Origin of the sequence: Aeromonas sp. EERV15, from assembly GCF_900079845.1 — a bacterium.
Taxonomy (GTDB): Bacteria; Pseudomonadota; Gammaproteobacteria; order Enterobacterales; family Aeromonadaceae; genus Aeromonas; species Aeromonas sobria.
This window is the reverse complement of sequence record NZ_FKKY02000029.1, coordinates 1-15,915: the sequence shown is the minus strand read 5'-3', so window position 1 is coordinate 15,915 and position 15,915 is coordinate 1. Positions and strand designations below refer to the sequence as shown.

General features: G+C 54.9%; 15 protein-coding genes. 10 read left to right on the top strand and 5 right to left on the bottom strand.

All coding sequences use genetic code 11. The features are described 5' to 3' along the window. On the top strand, positions 1-651 hold the full coding sequence (locus BN4575_RS19400) for a DUF2913 family protein (protein ID WP_068979418.1): 651 nt from the start codon (positions 1-3) through the stop codon (positions 649-651). Between the two features lie 110 nt (positions 652-761). Here the strand turns inward: BN4575_RS19400 and BN4575_RS19395 are convergent, their stop codons facing one another. From BN4575_RS19395 to BN4575_RS19385, 3 genes are read right to left on the bottom strand one after another with little or no spacing between them, the layout of a single operon-like run. Continuing rightward, entirely contained in the window at positions 762-1,001 is a 240-nt protein-coding gene (locus tag BN4575_RS19395) for a FeoC-like transcriptional regulator (protein WP_005346763.1), read from the bottom strand. After that, a complete protein-coding gene (feoB, locus tag BN4575_RS19390) occupies positions 998-3,268 on the bottom strand; it encodes a Fe(2+) transporter permease subunit FeoB (protein WP_068979417.1) in 2,271 nt (756 codons plus the stop codon). Before feoB ends, BN4575_RS19395 begins: the two co-directional genes overlap by 4 nt. Continuing rightward, positions 3,265-3,492 (bottom strand): FeoA family protein, encoded by a 228-nt coding sequence (locus BN4575_RS19385; protein ID WP_042018966.1) that lies wholly within the window; start codon positions 3,490-3,492, stop codon positions 3,265-3,267. Before BN4575_RS19385 ends, feoB begins: the two co-directional genes overlap by 4 nt. Before the next feature lie 119 nt (positions 3,493-3,611). Between BN4575_RS19385 and BN4575_RS19380 the strand changes: the two genes are divergently transcribed. The 7 genes from BN4575_RS19380 to BN4575_RS19350 all read left to right on the top strand — a co-directional run bounded on the left by BN4575_RS19380 (position 3,612) and on the right by BN4575_RS19350 (position 9,203). Then, positions 3,612-3,941, top strand: a complete 330-nt coding sequence (locus BN4575_RS19380; protein WP_068979416.1) for a translation initiation factor — start codon at positions 3,612-3,614, stop codon at positions 3,939-3,941. Positions 3,942-4,200: 259 nt separating this feature from the next. Beyond that, positions 4,201-4,758 carry a TMEM165/GDT1 family protein gene (locus BN4575_RS19375; RefSeq protein WP_068979415.1) on the top strand — a complete coding sequence of 186 codons (558 nt, stop codon included), beginning with the start codon at positions 4,201-4,203 and terminating at the stop codon, positions 4,756-4,758. Positions 4,759-4,924: 166 nt separating this feature from the next. After that, a complete protein-coding gene (locus tag BN4575_RS19370; RefSeq protein WP_068979414.1) occupies positions 4,925-5,863 on the top strand; it encodes a DUF2157 domain-containing protein in 939 nt (312 codons plus the stop codon). Next, the gene (locus BN4575_RS19365) at positions 5,856-6,860 is read left to right on the top strand and encodes a DUF4401 domain-containing protein (RefSeq protein WP_068979413.1); all 1,005 of its coding nucleotides are present in this window, start codon (positions 5,856-5,858) and stop codon (positions 6,858-6,860) included. The genes BN4575_RS19370 and BN4575_RS19365 overlap by 8 nt, the downstream gene beginning before the upstream one ends. Continuing rightward, entirely contained in the window at positions 6,857-7,375 is a 519-nt protein-coding gene (locus BN4575_RS19360; RefSeq protein WP_068979412.1) for a GDYXXLXY domain-containing protein, read from the top strand. The genes BN4575_RS19365 and BN4575_RS19360 overlap by 4 nt, the downstream gene beginning before the upstream one ends. Before the next feature lie 94 nt (positions 7,376-7,469). Next, positions 7,470-8,216: a substrate-binding periplasmic protein gene (locus BN4575_RS19355; RefSeq protein ID WP_068979411.1), complete on the top strand. Its 747-nt coding sequence runs from the start codon at positions 7,470-7,472 to the stop codon at positions 8,214-8,216. Between the two features lie 132 nt (positions 8,217-8,348). Continuing rightward, positions 8,349-9,203, top strand: coding sequence for a substrate-binding periplasmic protein (locus BN4575_RS19350; protein WP_068979410.1), 855 nt, complete (start codon positions 8,349-8,351; stop codon positions 9,201-9,203). 131 nt (positions 9,204-9,334) lie between these two features. On the opposite strand, the gene BN4575_RS19345 is transcribed toward BN4575_RS19350, so the two are convergent. Both BN4575_RS19345 and BN4575_RS19335 read right to left on the bottom strand, forming a co-directional pair. Then, a complete protein-coding gene (locus tag BN4575_RS19345; protein WP_068979409.1) occupies positions 9,335-10,690 on the bottom strand; it encodes an 8-oxoguanine deaminase in 1,356 nt (451 codons plus the stop codon). Between the two features lie 731 nt (positions 10,691-11,421). Continuing rightward, positions 11,422-11,766, bottom strand: a complete 345-nt coding sequence (locus tag BN4575_RS19335) for a hypothetical protein (RefSeq protein WP_256029023.1) — start codon at positions 11,764-11,766, stop codon at positions 11,422-11,424. 535 nt (positions 11,767-12,301) lie between these two features. Between BN4575_RS19335 and BN4575_RS21390 the strand changes: the two genes are divergently transcribed. Next, positions 12,302-15,298, top strand: coding sequence for an RNA-directed DNA polymerase (locus tag BN4575_RS21390; RefSeq protein ID WP_083221089.1), 2,997 nt, complete (start codon positions 12,302-12,304; stop codon positions 15,296-15,298). Positions 15,299-15,309: 11 nt separating this feature from the next. Next, a partial coding sequence (locus BN4575_RS21940) for a hypothetical protein (RefSeq protein WP_141689881.1) occupies positions 15,310-15,915 on the top strand: 606 nt, incomplete at its 3' end.

Sequence of the window (15,915 nt, the reverse complement as noted above, 5' to 3'; positions counted from 1 at the left end):
ATGACCCCTCCTTGCTACAATCAGGCCCTGCTCGAGATGGCCAGCCAGAGCCTGGCGGAACTGGCGCGCACCGCCGAGCAGAAAGCGGGCAAGCGCACTCCGGCGCAAGAGAGCCACTTTCTCTGCACCTGGATGGCCGACTCCCTCAAGGAGAAGCGCTTCTCCCGTCTGGTGATGGATGATCTGAAAGAGTGGGTACAGCTTGGCCGCACCCTGGGCGCCGGTGCCGATCTCAAGGGGCTGCTGGAGCGCATCGCCTTCCAGTACCAGTGCGCCATGGCGACGCCGCAGCAACTGGGGGCCAAGCTGGTCGCCCTGCTGGCCACCCTGGAAGAGGCGGGTTGGCAGGTGCTGACCGAGAGCGAGATCAACGCCAAGCTGCGGCTGCAATCAGATGGCCAGCCGAGCGTGGTGATCAGTGCCAGCGAGTATCAGGGCCATATCGAGGGGGGCGAACTGCTCAAACCCCTCACCCTCTATGTGCGTGGTGATGAGAAGGTGCTGGCCGAAGCCGCCTTTGCTAACGGGTTGCTGCTGAGTCAAGGCAACAAGAAGACCACCCTGGTCAAGCATCACAAGGCCTACCGGCTGATGCCGGACAACGCCCAACCGGCGCTGGCGCTGTTGGCGCAGGCTCGCCAGCACGCCTGAACCGGTTGATTGGCATGAAAAAAAACGGCAGATCCTGAATAAGGGATCTGCCGTTTTTTATTGTTCAATATCTGATGCTCCGTCATCACCCGATGAGGTGTAGCGGCTGTTTAGCGGATCTTGAACCCAATCTGACCCGCGTCACACCACTCGAACATCACCTCCTCGCTCTTGCCGCAGCAACTGCCGCCACAGACCCGGCTCTCGCGCTTGATGACCCGCCCCTTGCGCATCCAGACGCCGAGCATGGCCTCCACCGCATCTTCCGAGGTGTGAAAGTGGCGAGCCAGATCGCGCCGGCTCACCTTTTGCTGCGCGGCGAGGTAATCCCCCAGCTCGCGCAGGATCATAAGGTCACCACCTTGCGGGCGACGATGTCACCGTGACGGCGACCGGCCCACCAGAGCAGTACCAGAGAGAGGCCGTAGCTGACGATCCAGAACAGGCTCTGCTCGGGATGAGCAGCAAAGGTGGCGACCTGATAGAAGACAGTGGCGCACATAAAGGCCATGTAGTTGCACCATGCGGCGGTAAAGAGCGCCCACTGACGACCGGTTTCCCGCACCAGCGCACCCATGGCGGCGGCGCAAGGCATGTAGAGCAGCACGAACAGCAGATAGGCAAAGGCACCGGCTGCACCGTCAAAGTGGGTTTGCATGTTGCCGTAGGTGGAGACATCCACCTCCTGCGCGTCGGCAGCGGCCTGCTGGTCATCCAGCTCACCGACAGCCAGCCCCATGGGGTCGCTCGGGTTGATCTCCGCCAGATTGGTCGCGACCGCCTCGATGGCCTCGTGGAAGCTGGCCACCAGTGAAAACTCGCTCGCCTCCTCGTCGCCGCTCTTGCCCGCGTAGAGGCTGTTAAGGGTACCCACTACCGCCTCTTTGGCGAAGATGCCGGTGACAATGCCGACCGTGGCCTGCCAGTTGTCATCGCGTACACCTATGGGGTGCAACACAGGGGTGACCATTTGGCTGACCTTGCTCAGCACAGAGCTCTCCTGATCCTGATTGCCGAAGCTGCCATCGGTACCGAGGGAGTTGAGCACGCTCAGCACGGCGACTACCAGCACGATAGTTTTACCAGCGCCAAAAACGAAGGATTTGAGCTTCTGCCAAGTCTTGATACCGACGTTGACCGGACGCGGCCACTCGTAGTCCGGCATCTCCATCAGCATGGAGTCACTCTTGCCCGGCAGCAGGGTGCTGCGCAGCAACAGGCCGGTCAGCACCGCCACCACAATACCGATGAGGTAGAGACCGAACACCAGGTTCTGACCCGATTCCGGGAAGAAGGCCACCGCAAACAGGGCGTAAACCGGCAGACGGGCACCGCACGACATGAAGGGGGCCATGGCCGAGGTCATCAGCCGCTCCCGCTCGGAGTTGAGGGTACGGGTCGCCATCACCGACGGCACGGTACAGCCAAAGCCCATCAGCATCGGCACGAACGCCTTGCCCGGCAGGCCGAGGCGGCGCATCAGGGCATCCACCACGAAGGCGGCCCGCGCCAGATAGCCGGAGCTCTCCAGCACTGCGAGGAATAGATAAAGGCAGCCAATCACCGGGATAAAGGTGGCAACCGTCTGCAAGCCGACACCGAAGCCGTCCGCCACAATGGCGCCCAGCCACTCGGGGGCATTGATCAGCCCCAGCAGGTGGTGAACCCCATCGACAAACAGGGCGCCGCCCATGATGTCGAAGAAGTCGATAAAGGCACTGCCGACCTTGATGGCGAACATGAACATCAGGTACATGACAAACAGGAAGAAGGGAATGCCAATCCAGCGATTGAGCAGCAGCCGATCCAGCCACTCGCTCTGGGCCACCGTCAGCTTGCCCTTCTGCTGGCTCGCCTGACTGGCCCACAGATGGATGTGGCCGTAGCGGATATCAGCCAGTTGCAGGTCAATATCCTGCCCCTGATGGGCGCGGGTCACCACATTGCTGGCCGCCGCATGTTGACCGGGCAGCAGGGTCTCCTGCATCACCGCATCCTCTTCCAGCAGCCGCAAAGCGCGGCCACGGCTGGTGAGGTGGTGCGGGGCGAGCAGGGTCTCCAGCTCCGCCAGATCTTTTTCAAGGTCGTGACCGTAATCGAGCTGCAAGGCCGCTTGTGGCTGACCGATAAACTGCTGGATCTGCTGCTTGAAGGCAGCAACCTGCTTGCTGTTGTGGGCAGAGAGGGCCACCACCGGGCAACCGAGGGATTTACCGAGCATCTGCTCGTCGATGACAATGCGGCGCTTGTGCAGGATATCCAGCTTGTTGAGCACCACCACCATCGGCAGCCCCAGCTCGCGCAGTTGCAGCGTGAGGTAGAGGGAGCGCTCCAGATTGGCAGCATCGATGACGTTGAGCAGCAGATCCGGCTGCTGGCTCTGGGCAAAGCGGCTGGCGATCTGCTCGTCCAGACTGCCGTCCTGGCTGGCCAGGCTATAGATGCCGGGCAAATCCATCAGCTTGAAGTGGTGCTCACCCGCGCTGAACTCCCCCATCTTCTTGTCGACGGTAACGCCACTCCAGTTACCCACTTGCTGGCGGGCACCGGTCAGGGCGTTAAACAGGGAGGTCTTGCCGCTATTGGGGTTACCGACCGTGACTAGGGAATAATTCATACTGGCTCGACCTCAATTTGCTCGGCAAGGCTCTTTTGCATGGAGAGACAGATCCCCTGGCACTGGATCTGGAGCGGATCTCCCAAGGGGGCAGACCGCAGATAGATGACTTCAGTTTGAGGCAACAGGCCCATCACCATCAGTTTGCGGCGCAGCGGCCGGGACAACTGGTTCATATTCTTGATGCGAGCACTCTGTCCCGGTGACAACTGCGTGAGTACCATGACTGACTCCTGAAGTTAAACAATAATAATTCGCTTTTACTCGAGGCATTATATGCTGTGTCTTCAACTTTTATTTGAGTAAAATCAAACTCCGCTTAGCTAACCGATAAAGTATTGCCATGAGTCACGACAACAACAGCCGCCTCGTTTACAGCACAGATGGCGGCATGATCAAGGAGCAGAGCGCTCCCCAATCCGCCTCCCCCTTCCCTGCCGATGGCACCGTGCGCATTCGCCGCGAGACCAAGGGGCGCAAGGGCGCCGGGGTGATCACCATTCATGGCGTACCCGCCGAACAGCAGAAAGCCATGGCCACCTTGCTGAAGAAAAAATGCGGTACCGGTGGTGGGATCAAAGAGGGGATCATCGAGATCCAGGGGGATAAACGGGACCTGATCAAAACCGAACTGGAAAAGGCCGGTTTCAGCGTCAAGCTGGTGGGTGGCTGATCCCCTTGTCACCCCTGCGGTTTTTCCCTAGAATGCCCGCTCCCATCGAGGGGGAGTAGTCTCGCATGCCGGTTCCATGCATTGCATGAATACCGCGCAGTGACCCTGATCAACATACTTGGTGCCAACTCACCATGGTCAGGGTGATCCATGCCAGTCATGGATTTGACAAGACCTTTGACGGGCCAGTGCCAATACCGGGGACGGATGGCGCAGGCTTGTCTCTGGTTTATAACAATTCCGTCCCCCGGTCATATTTATGGAAGCCTTGTTAACCTCAACCCTCAGCGTCGCTATTGCCGAAATCGGCGATAAAACCCAGCTGTTGGCGTTACTGCTCATCTGTCGTTTTCGCAAGCCCTGGCCCATCATCGCGGGCATGTTTGCCGCTACCTTGCTCAACCATGCGGGCGCCGCCTGGATTGGCGAGTTCATCAGTCGCTGGCTTGATCCCAAAATCATGGTCTATCTGGTAGCGGTGGCCTTTATCGCCATGGCGATCTGGATTTTGGTGCCGGACAAGATGGATGACGAAGAGAGCTCGCTGGATAAATACGGCCCCTTTATGGCCACCTTCGTGCTCTTCTTCATCGCCGAGATCGGTGACAAGACCCAGATCGCCACCGTTTTGCTGGCCGCCAAGTATGACTCGCTGGTGCAGGTCATTACCGGTACCACCCTTGGCATGATGCTGGCCAACGTGCCAGTGGTGCTGATCGGCAAGCTGGGGGCAGACAAGCTGCCGCTCAAGGGGATCCGCATCGCCTGCGCCATCCTCTTCGTCGGCCTCGGGGTAAGCACCCTGATCTTTGCCTGATCGCTCTTGCCCTGTGACCAAGCCCTCCCCCTCTGGAGGGCTTTTTTGTTTGCTGCTTTGTTTGTTGCGTAACCCGCTGTCGCAACCACCTGCCGTAGAGCCAAGGGGCAGTGCACGGTTGAGAGTGCCTCATGCCATAATGGGGCAAATCTCGTGGAGTCCCCCCATGCAAAACGTATCAAGAGAGACGCTACTCGAATGGGTCAAACAAGGACGGCTGGCGCCAGAGAAGCTAGCGGATGCCCTGACCCTCGCCGATCTTCCCCCCCATCCGGCGCGCTGGCAGTGGCTGTTTGACCGGCTGCTGCTGTGGCTCGGCGCCCTCTGTATCGGGGCTGGCCTCATCTTCTTCGTCGCCTTCAACTGGCAGGAGTTGGGTCGGGTGTCCCGCCTCGCCCTGCTGGAGGCTCCGCTGCTCGCCATGCTGCTTCTGCTGTGGCGCAAACCACTTGGGGATACCCCCCGTCAGGCGCTGCTGCTGGCTATCGCCCTCAATATCGGCGCCCTGCTGGCGCTGGTGGGCCAGACCTACCAGACCGGCGCCGATCCCTGGCAGCTGTTCGCCACCTGGGCGCTGATGCTGGTGCCGCTGGCGGCATTTGGCCAAAGCCCCCTGCTCTGGACCTTAAGCTGGCTGCTCGGCCAGCTGGCGCTGGTGCTCTACTGGCGGCTCGGCCTGTTCGCTCTCTTCTTTACCTTCGATGAGGAGGGATTGGGCTGGTGCCTGACCCTGCTCAACGCCGCCCTCTGGGGCCTGCTTCTGCTGGCACCGGCCCGCTGGCGCCTGATGCCAAGCTGGCTGGCGGGTCTGGCTGCCGGTCTGGGGGCCACTCTGCTCACCCTGCTGGCGCTGTTTGATGCCGCCTCCCCGCTAGTGTGGCCGCTCTGGCTTGGTTGGCTGGCAGCCGCCTATGCCCTGTGGCACCACAGATTTATCGCCGGACTCGCCATGGGGTGCCTCAGCCTGATTGCCGTCATCCTCGCGGCGCTGGGCAAGTGGATGGAGCCCGACATCAACGGCTTTTTGCTGCTGAGCCTGATCGCCATCGGCCTCTCGGTCAGCGCTGCCCGCTGGCTGCAACAACAACGGAGGTCTCATGAGTGATCTGACCCTTTGGCAAGCGCTGCAACAGGCCAATCTGGTGGAAGGGGATCAGCCCCGTGATACCCAGCCCCACTGGTCGAGTCGTTTTATGCTGGGGCTGGTGGGCTGGATTGCCGCCCTGTTCCTGCTCTTTTTCCTGTTTCTCACCTTCGAGCAGCTGACCCGCGAGGCCAACAGCGCCCTGCTGCTGGGGGCCGTGCTGCTGGCGGGGGCGTATGCCCTCAATCGCAGCCAGCGCAGCGATCTGTGGGATCAGTTCGTGCTGGCACTCACCCTGGCGGCCGATGCCTGGCTGCTCTATGGCCTGCTCGATCAGCTGGATCTCCATCACGCCCTGCTCTGGCTTGGCCTCTGCCTGCTGTCGCTCGCCATCGCCGTGCTGTTCGATCACTGGTTGGTACGGTTGTTTCACAGCGTGGCGGCGGCCCTGCTGCTCACCCTTGGCCTCGCCTGCCTCGGGCTGCAACTGCTGGCGCTACCGCTGGTGATGGCGGCCATCACCTTCTGCTGGCTGCGGGCAGATAGCGACCCAGAGCGCCACCAGCTCTATCACTCCATCACCCTAGGGTTGGCCCTCTCGCTGCTGGTGCTGGGCCGTCTGCACCACCCGCTGTGGGATGGGGGCAGCAGCGTGCTCGACGAGCTGGGTCTTTCGCGCCTGCCGCTCTGGCTCAATCCGCTGCTCTGCGCCGCCCTGCTGCTGGCGGTGATGGTGAAACTGAGGCTCCCCCTGCTGTTTGGCCTGCCGCTGGTGCTGATCAGCGCCATCATCCCCGGCATGGGAGCGGGCGCACTGGTGCTGATCCTCGGGTTTTATGCCGGCAGCCTTGGTCTGATGACCCTCTCTGCCCTGCTGCTGCTCGGTTATGGCTCCCTCTACTACTACGATCTGGGGCTCACCCTGATGACCAAATCCTGGCTGCTGCTGGGCTCCGGCATCCTGCTGCTGGGGGCCCGCCAACTGCTCAACACCTTCGCAGCAAGGAGCGACTCATGAAGCCCGCCCCCCGACAACTCGCCCTGTTGCTGAGCGGCCTCGCCATCCTGGCGGGCATCAATGCCACCGTCTGGCGCTATGAGCGTGCCATGAGCAGCGGCGAGGTGGTGCTACTGCGGCTCGCCCCGGTCGATCCCCGCTCCCTGATGCAGGGGGATTACATGCGGCTGAACTACGAGATCGCCCGCGAGCTGACCAGCCGCGACGCCCGTGCTACTCAAGACAACGGCAGCGATACCCTGGTGATCCGCCTCGATGCCCATCAGGTGGCAAGTCTGGTGGCCGATGGCAAGCCGGATCAGCTCGCCAGCGATGAGCGGCTATTGCAGGTGCATCAAAGCGAACGGCAGTGGCAGATCGGCCCCGATGCCTACTTCTTTGAAGAGGGCACCGGGGATCAGTACGAGGCAGCCCGCTACGGCGAGTTCCGGCTACAGGCTAATGGCAAGACCCTGCTGGTTGGATTGCGGGATGAGGCGTATCAACCCATAGGCACACCTCGCGCCCGCTGGTAACGGGATAGCCCTGCTCCCGTTACCAGCGGCGAGTGGCGATTTGGGTTATTAGTGGTCACACTCAAAACAAGGTTGATCGCTAAGGAAGTTCCCAATGAGGATATGGTTGATCTGTCATCTTGTACTGCTCTGCTGGGCCTCAACGGCCCGGGCCGATCTTGGCAAACTTGAATACCTCACCGAAGAGTACCCGCCCTACAACTTCAGCGACCCGCAAGGCCAGCCCACCGGCCTTGCGGTCGATCTGCTGCAGATGATCTGGCAAAACAGCGGCGTGGCACCCCAGCCAGTGCGCATCCTGCCCTGGGCGCGAGGTTATTACTTGCTAACCCAGAAACCCAATGTGGTGCTCTTCTCCACCGCCCGCACCCAGGCGCGGGAAGATCTCTTCAAGTGGGTGTGCCCCATAGGTTACTCGGAATACATACTGCTGGGCCGCAAGGTGCAGAACATCAAGCTGACCGCCTTCGAGCAGATGAACCAGTACAAGATCAGCGCCGTGCGCGCCGATGCTGCCGAGCAGCTGCTGCTCAACAACGGCATGGATGACAACAACATCATCCCGGCCAACCGCCTCTCCCAGGGTTTAAAGATGCTGCTCTCCGGCCGTGCCGATCTGCTCGCCACCAGCAAGCTCGCCGGATACGACGCCATCCGCGAGCTGAAGCTCAACAGCGACGACTTCAATGTGGCCATGGTACTGAGTGCCGAACAGCTCTGTTATGCTTTCAGCCGTCAGATGCCCGACAGCGAGATCACGCTCTTCCAACAGGCTCTGACCCGCGCCCTCGCCTCGGAGGCGTATCGGAAACTGCAGGCCAAGTACCTGCCGGTGCGCTAACCCTTGGTTCTTGCCCTGCGGGATGTCACTGACATCCCGCAGCTGTTTTGGCAACATCTCCCGCCACCGTGGCGAAATCGGCCAGCATGGTCACACTTGAGCATAAGGATTCCGTTGAGCAGGATGGCAAACATGAAAACATGGATTGGATTAGCCGGGGCGCTGCTGGCCACCCTCGCACAAGCGAGTCCTGAGCTAGGCAAACTGCACTACATCACCGAAGAGTACAAACCCTACAACTACGCCGATGCCAGCGGCACCCCCACCGGCTTCGCGGTCGAGCTGCTGCAACTGGTGTGGCAGAAGACCAGCACCCCGCCGCAGCTGGTCACCATCATGCCCTGGGCGCGCGGTTACTACCTGCTGACCCAAAAGCCCAATGCGGTGCTCTTCTCCACCGCCCGCACTCAGGCGCGGGACCCCCTGTTCAAATGGGCCTGCCCCATCGGATATGCCGAAATCGTGCTGGTGGGGTTGGCCGAGCGCAATATCACCATCACCAAACTCGACGATGCCAAGGCGTTCAATATCGGGGCGGTGCGGGCCGATGTGGGGGAGCAACTGCTGCTCAACAACGGCTTTGACGAGACCAAGCTGATGGCCGCCAACCGGCTGGCACAGGCGCTGAAGATGCTCACCTCCGGCCGGGTCGATCTGGTCTCCACCAACAAGACCACCATGGAGCAGCTGATCGTCGAGCAAAAACTCGACCCTGCCCGCTTCAAGGAGCAGTGGGTGCTGAGCTCAGAGCAATTCTGCTTCGCCTTCAGCCATCCGGTGAGCGACGAACTGGTCAGAGAGTTTCAGACCGGCTTGACCCAGGTGCTGGCCAGCGGCGAATACCCGCTGCTGCACAGCAAATACTTCCCGGCCCCTGCTCCTGCACCAGCCAACACTTCGCCAGCCAAAAGTGAGGCAGCCAGCACGGCACCGACCAACACTTCGCCAGCTAAAAGTGAGCCCGCCAGCACAGGGACAACCAACTAACCGCCCTCACCTTTCCCACACCGCCAATGCAGAGGGGCCCGATATGGGCCCCTCTGGTTTTGTGGCTCGCCGCACTCAATCGCGCACGGCCTGCGCGTTCTTACCGATTTAGCTCTTCCAGTCATTCACGTTCACCCACGGACAAGCGCCGCCGCAGCCAGCTTGTGGCGGGCGATAAGCTGTTCGAGATCGAGCCCCTCGATGGCGCCATCTACCACCCGCCACTTGCCGCCCACCATCACCCGATCCGCCCGCTCGGCGCCGCACAAGATCAGCGCCGCGATGGGATCGTGACTGCCGCTAAAGCGCAGATCATCGAGCTTGAACAGCGCCAGATCCGCCTGCTTGCCGGGCAGCAGCTCGCCGAGATCGCCGCGCCCCAGTAGCTTGGCCGAGCCACGGGTCGCCCACTCCAGCACCTTGCGCGGGGTGATGCGCTCGGCGCCGTAGCGCAGCCGCTGCAGATAGAGTGCCTGACGGGCTTCTTGCATCAGGTTCGAGGCATCGTTGGAGGCCGAACCATCCACCCCCAGCCCCACCGGCGCACCGGCCGCTTCCAGATCCAGGGTCGGGCAGATGCCGGAGGCGAGCCGCATATTGGAGACCGGGCAGTGGCACACCCCGGTGCCCGCCGCCCCCAGCCGCGCAATCTCGTCCGGATTGAAGTGGATGCCGTGGGCCAGCCAGGTGCGATCGCCGAGCCAGCCCACCTTTTCCAGATAATCGACGGTGCGCAGACCAAATCGCTCGAGGCAGAACGCCTCCTCATCCAGCGTCTCCGCCAGATGGGTGTGCAGCCGCACATCGAGCTCGGCGGCGAGTTTGGCGCTCTCCACCATGATCTCCTCGGTCACCGAGAAGGGGGAGCAAGGGGCCAGCGCAATCTGGATCTGCGCCCCGGCGCCCCGCTGGTGGTACTGGCGTACCAGCCGCAAACTGTCATCGAGGATCTGCTGCTGCCCCTGCACCGTGTGGCGTGGCGGCAGGCCACCCTCATCTTCGCCCAGGCTCATGGAGCCACGGGTCAGCATGGCGCGCATCCCTAACTCACGCACCGCCGCCACCTGAATATCGATGGACTCCTCCATCCCGCGCGGGAAGAGGTAGTGGTGATCCGCAGCCAGGGTGCAGCCCGACAGCAGCAGCTCCGCCATCGCCACCTTGCTGGCCAACGCCAACGCGTCCGGTGTCAATCTGGCCCACACCGGATAGAGGGTCTTGAGCCAGGGAAAGAGCGGCTGATTGACCACAGGCCCCCAGGCGCGGGTCAGGGTCTGGTAGAAGTGGTGGTGAGTATTGATAAGGCCCGGCAGCACCACATGGTCGCGGGCATCGAACAGCTGTTCGCACGGCTTGGCAGGCTGTTGGCCTGCCGCCAGCACCTCGCTTATCAGGCCGTTTTCAATCACCAGCCCGCCGCGACCATCGACGGCCTCGGGGGTAAAGGTGGCAAGGGGGTTTTTGATCCAGATACGGGTAGCGGACATGGCCGACGCCTCCATCAGTAACACATTCGGTGCGACATAAGGGTGAGCCAGCTCAGTTATACCCTGTCTGCTGATCCAGAGGCGGCGCAGCGCCGCAGTGGCCCCAGTCTACCCAGCGGCGGCGAAAAATCTGTGAGCCCCGTTTTAAATCAAGGTGATAGGGACGAATTGCCCGGCACCGCAAGCCGCACAAGGTTTGCACCGCAATTAATCATCAAGTAATTAACCAAAGCTTGTGTCAGCGCAAAAAAACTTCTGGTTTCTGATAGTTGCGTGATGGCCGCCATAGTTAAGCGCTCAATGAATCCGTAAGATATCCAGCGGCGCCTGTTGGCCCCCTTCTCGTGATCAATGGTCAACGGCGCAATGTGGCAGCGACAGCCAGGGGCGGTAGCAACTTTAACGGCGTCCAGCCGAACTCCCGCCCCTACGGCAAGTGGGTAGGGTGCAATAAGCGCAGCGCATTGCACCGCGGTAACCATCCCCTCCCCCCTTGCGGGAGAGCGGTAGGGTGCAATAAGCGGAGCGCATTGCACCACGGTAACCATCCCCTCTCCCCTTGCGGGAGAGGCGCATGGCGCAATCCGCACAGCCTGTTGCGCCGCAATCAAACCCACGTCGAATAGCGGTGCAATTCACTTCGTTCATTGCACCCTACGGTATGGGTCACTGGCTGGCCGGATGTCGATGCCGTTTGGCTCAACGTCCGTCGCCACTGGGCATGTTCGGCGTTATTTGACCCGCATCAGGCGATGGCGGATGTCACCCAGCTCGAACTGGATCACCTGAGATCGCTGCATGGCATCTACCCGCTGCAGCATATCGGCGTTGTACTGCTTGCGCCGCATCCACTGCATGGGCTCCTCGAAGCTGCCTTCATTGACGATAAAGGTATCCGTGTAGGTGTCGTTCATTATGCTGACCACCCAGATGCGCTGCTGAAACTCCGAGAGTTCGGCAAAGAGTGCGGCCCCGCGCGTTGCGAGCCAGCGCCCTGCCCGAGTGATGCTGTTTTTACTGTCGACGAGCCGGTTTGCCATAACTGGTAAGGGTTGGATAAGAAAACGGTTGGGCATCCTAGCATCCAGGGGGATGGGGCACCAAGCAACGGGAGGGGTCGCCCTCCCCTCGGGGTTACGATCCCCTCTCCCCCTGCGGGAAAACGGTAGGGTGCAATAAGCGTGTAGGGTCGATTAGCGCAGCGTAATCGTCCGCGGCAACCGCACCATGTCAATTCGGGGCAAAGATCGGGCGGGTTGTTATCTCACAGCCAGCCCCTCGCCCACCCCATGGCGAGACCAGATTGTCGCACCTATGCAACAGATATCATCGACATGGTTGCATAGGTGAAAAAAGTGAATATGAGTACAACAGCAAGCGGCACACTGCCCTATAGGGGAATGCCCTTATATTGAAGGCCCGATAGTAAGCATTTCGCCGTGATAATACCTTAATTTCTCGAACGTCCGATTACGCTTCGCTAATCGAACCTACAGCCCTATTTGGTTGTAACAATGCAGTGTTATTCCAATATCAAACCTATTAAATAAAAACCAAACAGCTATGAATTTTGTAGCATACAAAACAACATTGAATAGACTTTAAATCATCATGCCACTAATTTTCACAAAAGAATTCATCACGTTATCTGATTTATATCTGGCATACAAAAAAGCAAAGACAGATTCATTTTTTGATAACTTTCATCCTTGCAAGGGTCGCTATGCTGAATTTGAATCAGACCTACATAACAATCTAACAAATCTTCATAACACTCTAATTAATGATGAAAAAAACAGCCCGTGGTACAAAAACGATTTATTTTTAGGTGGGTATTCATATGCACCTAAATCAATTGATACAAGTCCTTGGGAAGATAAAGAGTGCATTCATTTTAGGTCTATTGATCAAAATGAAGATTGGCTTAATAAATATGCCGAAAATAAAAATAAAAAATTACCAGTTAGCTATCGGTTAATCATTAACGCCACTGTTGAATATCAGATAATTTCGGCGCTATGGATTCTTAAAGTTGGGCATAAATTTGAATCTTTACTTGATAAAAACTTATCGTATGGAAATAGATTACGTCGAAAGCATCATCCACTCGAAGACTTTGGCCCATATAATGGAGAACTTAACTTAGACTCCCTTGGCTTATTTTCCCCTTATTTTTCTGCATATCGAACATGGCGACAAAAAGGTCTAGATGCTATGCGCAATATTGTCCAAAGCAATAATAACGCGACAGCAATAACGATGGATCTTGCAAGTTTTTATCATAAAACATCACCTAACTTTATACTGAGACCGTCATTTCTACAAAAAACTGAAATCCAACTTAATAAAGATGAAAAGAAGTTAACGCAACAGCTTATTGATTCAATTCATACTTGGTATCAAAAAACACCTGACTTCATAGAACGCCCTGAAGGGGCATTACCAGTTGGATTATCTGCATCTAAAATAATATCAAATGTATTGTTATATGAACTAGATGAGAACGTTAGTAAAAACATTAACCCAGAGTATTATGGGCGATACGTAGATGATATTTTCTTAGTATTTAAAACACCACCCAAAATATCCAGTGGCAATGATGTAATTAACTACTTATCCGATAGCATCGATTTTTTAAAAATTCATAGAACTAAAGGTGAAGCGCCAACTATAACGCTAAAATTAAATTATGCTAGTGATTGCGAACTAAAATTCACGCCCAGTAAACAAAAAATATTTAGTTTGTCCCCTAAATATGGACTTGATCTTGTAAACCAAATCTCTAGTCAAATTAGAGCACAGTCTAGTGAATATAGAATGCTCCCAGCTGTTCCTGAAGATGCTAACTCTATGGCTGAAAAAGCATTGTTAGCCTCATCAGATGCGTCCTTAATTGCCGATGCATTAAGAAAAACAGATGTTGTATCTATAAGAAGACTTGGACTTTCCCTTTTGATTAGAGATCTGGAAAGCTACTCAAATGATCTATCAAGATTAGAGTGGGGATATATCAGAAAAGAGTTCTATGGACTGGTCGAAAGATATATAATAACCCCGAAAGGTATTTTTGATTTATCTAGCTATTTAAGTCGAATCTTCCAAATCATGATTTCTAACTATGATTTCAATGAAGCTATAAATATAATAGATAAAATAACAAACTGCTTCGACATTATTACTAAAACCACAGAAAAAAATACACACCAAAAACTTTTTTTATGTAAGAAATACTTTGCGGAATCACTTATTGAGACAGCACTAAGATCATCAACAATATCTGGCTTTGAACAATGGAGCGCTCTCAGAAGAACCATAATACACATATGTAATTTGCATGACCATGAATATAAAGCGATAACAAAAAGTAAACTACAAGAGCTCAGTAGAAACTTGCTTCTTTCTGATCTAGGTGTTAGGCCATATAAAGATTACTGGTTTTACAGTCAACATAATGACGAAAGCTCAATTAAAATACCAAAGTCTCATAGCGTAAATAAAATACTACACCTCCCCTTAATAAGAAAGTTCCGAAACAATGCATCATTAAAATTACCTCATTGGCCTGCAATAACATTTCCGACCAGACCACTGAGCATTCCTGAAATAGTTATGGCGTGCCCTGAGACACTAGATGACAGCCAATTGCTGAAGGACTTTATTTTGGGGCTGCGTGGTGCAAAAACAATAGAGGAAATTAACTTCTCTAGGGAAACTGACAGTTCAGGAAATAATAAAATATTCATTCCCAATAAAACACCTGACATGGTCAGCATAGCTCTGACAAACTTTGAAACAACAGATGAACAGTTTAAAAAGGCTATAAATAACAAACCAGACTTAACTCTAAGTCGTTATCGAAGAGTCAACAACTTAATTAATGACATACTAAAATCAGAACACAAATCAGATTATATTGTCTTCCCTGAGTGCTCATTGCCACGTAAATGGGCTCTTAACATCGCAATCAATCTTGCAAAGAAGAAAATATCTTTTATCGCTGGAATTGAATATCATAGGCCGACTTCAAAAAATGAAGTAAGGAATGATTGTCTGTTATCTCTTGTTACAATGTGGCCAGGTTATAACAGCAGCTTCATTTTCTTCCAACCCAAGCTAAACCCAGCACATGCCGAGGAGTTTCAACTAAAGGCAAAGTCACTTAAATTATTAAAACCTACGTCACAAGATAAACTACCTATATATATTCATGGAAAATATTGTATCGGCGTATTAATATGTAGTGATTTAACAAACCCTGTCAATAGAGTTAGATATCAAGGTAAAGTTGATAGTTTATTCGTGTTAGAGTGGAATCCAGATGTCAAAACTTTTAGCTCACTTGTTGAAGGGTCAGCCCATGACATACATACATTTATAATACAGGTAAATAACCGTGCATATGGTGACAGTCGAGTAAGAGCACCATATAGAGTTGAGTATAAAAGAGACCAAGTCAGAATAAAGGGTGGTCTTGTAGACTATTTTGTTATCGCCAAAATAGATTATAAATCTTTGCGTAGGTTCCAGAAAAAAGGAGTAATGACAGACTCTAATTCTGAGTTTAAACCGACACCTATTGGTTTCACTTTTTCATCAGATAGAAAATAACTTGGTAAAATATGAGTAACACATATTGCTTTAAAATGGGTTTCGCAGCTTTATTAGATATCTCTCTATGGGTAGAATGGCTTGGTATACTTGCTAATCTTGCAACTTTTTTTGGTTTTTTTATTGCTGGAGTTGCCGCAATTTATGCAATTAGACAGCATAAAGAGAATATTATAGAGTCTCGACGTTCCGTGGCTTATGAACTCTATCAGCAATATCTTTCTCTGTGTTTCGAACACCCAGAGTTTGCCAGAGGCTTTGAAAGACCAACAAACAAAAGTGACATAAAATATGAACGGTACTGTTGGTTTATATCATCTGCACTCTTTGCATTTGAACAAATCCTCCATACAGAATCTCAAAAAGACACTTGGATCAAAACGATTAAATCTCAACTGTCATTTCATAAGGTGCATTTGATTAGATCTAGTACCATTAGAAATAAATTATGGGATGAAGAGCTCAAAAAAATAATTGATGAACTCATCAGGGCGTTGTTTCCTAAATCAGCCATCAGGTCACAACGTCCCCAGCCCCAGGTGACCGCTACACTCGGGGCTTTCTTACAGGCAGACCAAGGGTGTTCAGTTTGTTTATCGCGCTCACATACGCCATCA

Coding starts and splice junctions, on each gene's coding strand:
- BN4575_RS19335 (WP_256029023.1), bottom strand. CDS start 11,766: ATGCCCAACCGTTTTCTTATCCAACCCTTACCAGTTATGGCAAACCGG.
- BN4575_RS21390 (WP_083221089.1), top strand. CDS start 12,302: ATGCCACTAATTTTCACAAAAGAATTCATCACGTTATCTGATTTATAT.
- BN4575_RS19365 (WP_068979413.1), top strand. CDS start 5,856: ATGAGTGATCTGACCCTTTGGCAAGCGCTGCAACAGGCCAATCTGGTG.
- BN4575_RS19360 (WP_068979412.1), top strand. CDS start 6,857: ATGAAGCCCGCCCCCCGACAACTCGCCCTGTTGCTGAGCGGCCTCGCC.
- BN4575_RS19345 (WP_068979409.1), bottom strand. CDS start 10,690: ATGTCCGCTACCCGTATCTGGATCAAAAACCCCCTTGCCACCTTTACC.
- BN4575_RS19370 (WP_068979414.1), top strand. CDS start 4,925: ATGCAAAACGTATCAAGAGAGACGCTACTCGAATGGGTCAAACAAGGA.
- BN4575_RS19350 (WP_068979410.1), top strand. CDS start 8,349: ATGAAAACATGGATTGGATTAGCCGGGGCGCTGCTGGCCACCCTCGCA.
- BN4575_RS19400 (WP_068979418.1), top strand. CDS start 1: ATGACCCCTCCTTGCTACAATCAGGCCCTGCTCGAGATGGCCAGCCAG.
- BN4575_RS19375 (WP_068979415.1), top strand. CDS start 4,201: ATGGAAGCCTTGTTAACCTCAACCCTCAGCGTCGCTATTGCCGAAATC.
- BN4575_RS19385 (WP_042018966.1), bottom strand. CDS start 3,492: ATGGTACTCACGCAGTTGTCACCGGGACAGAGTGCTCGCATCAAGAAT.
- BN4575_RS19380 (WP_068979416.1), top strand. CDS start 3,612: ATGAGTCACGACAACAACAGCCGCCTCGTTTACAGCACAGATGGCGGC.
- feoB (WP_068979417.1), bottom strand. CDS start 3,268: ATGAATTATTCCCTAGTCACGGTCGGTAACCCCAATAGCGGCAAGACC.
- BN4575_RS19355 (WP_068979411.1), top strand. CDS start 7,470: ATGAGGATATGGTTGATCTGTCATCTTGTACTGCTCTGCTGGGCCTCA.
- BN4575_RS19395 (WP_005346763.1), bottom strand. CDS start 1,001: ATGATCCTGCGCGAGCTGGGGGATTACCTCGCCGCGCAGCAAAAGGTG.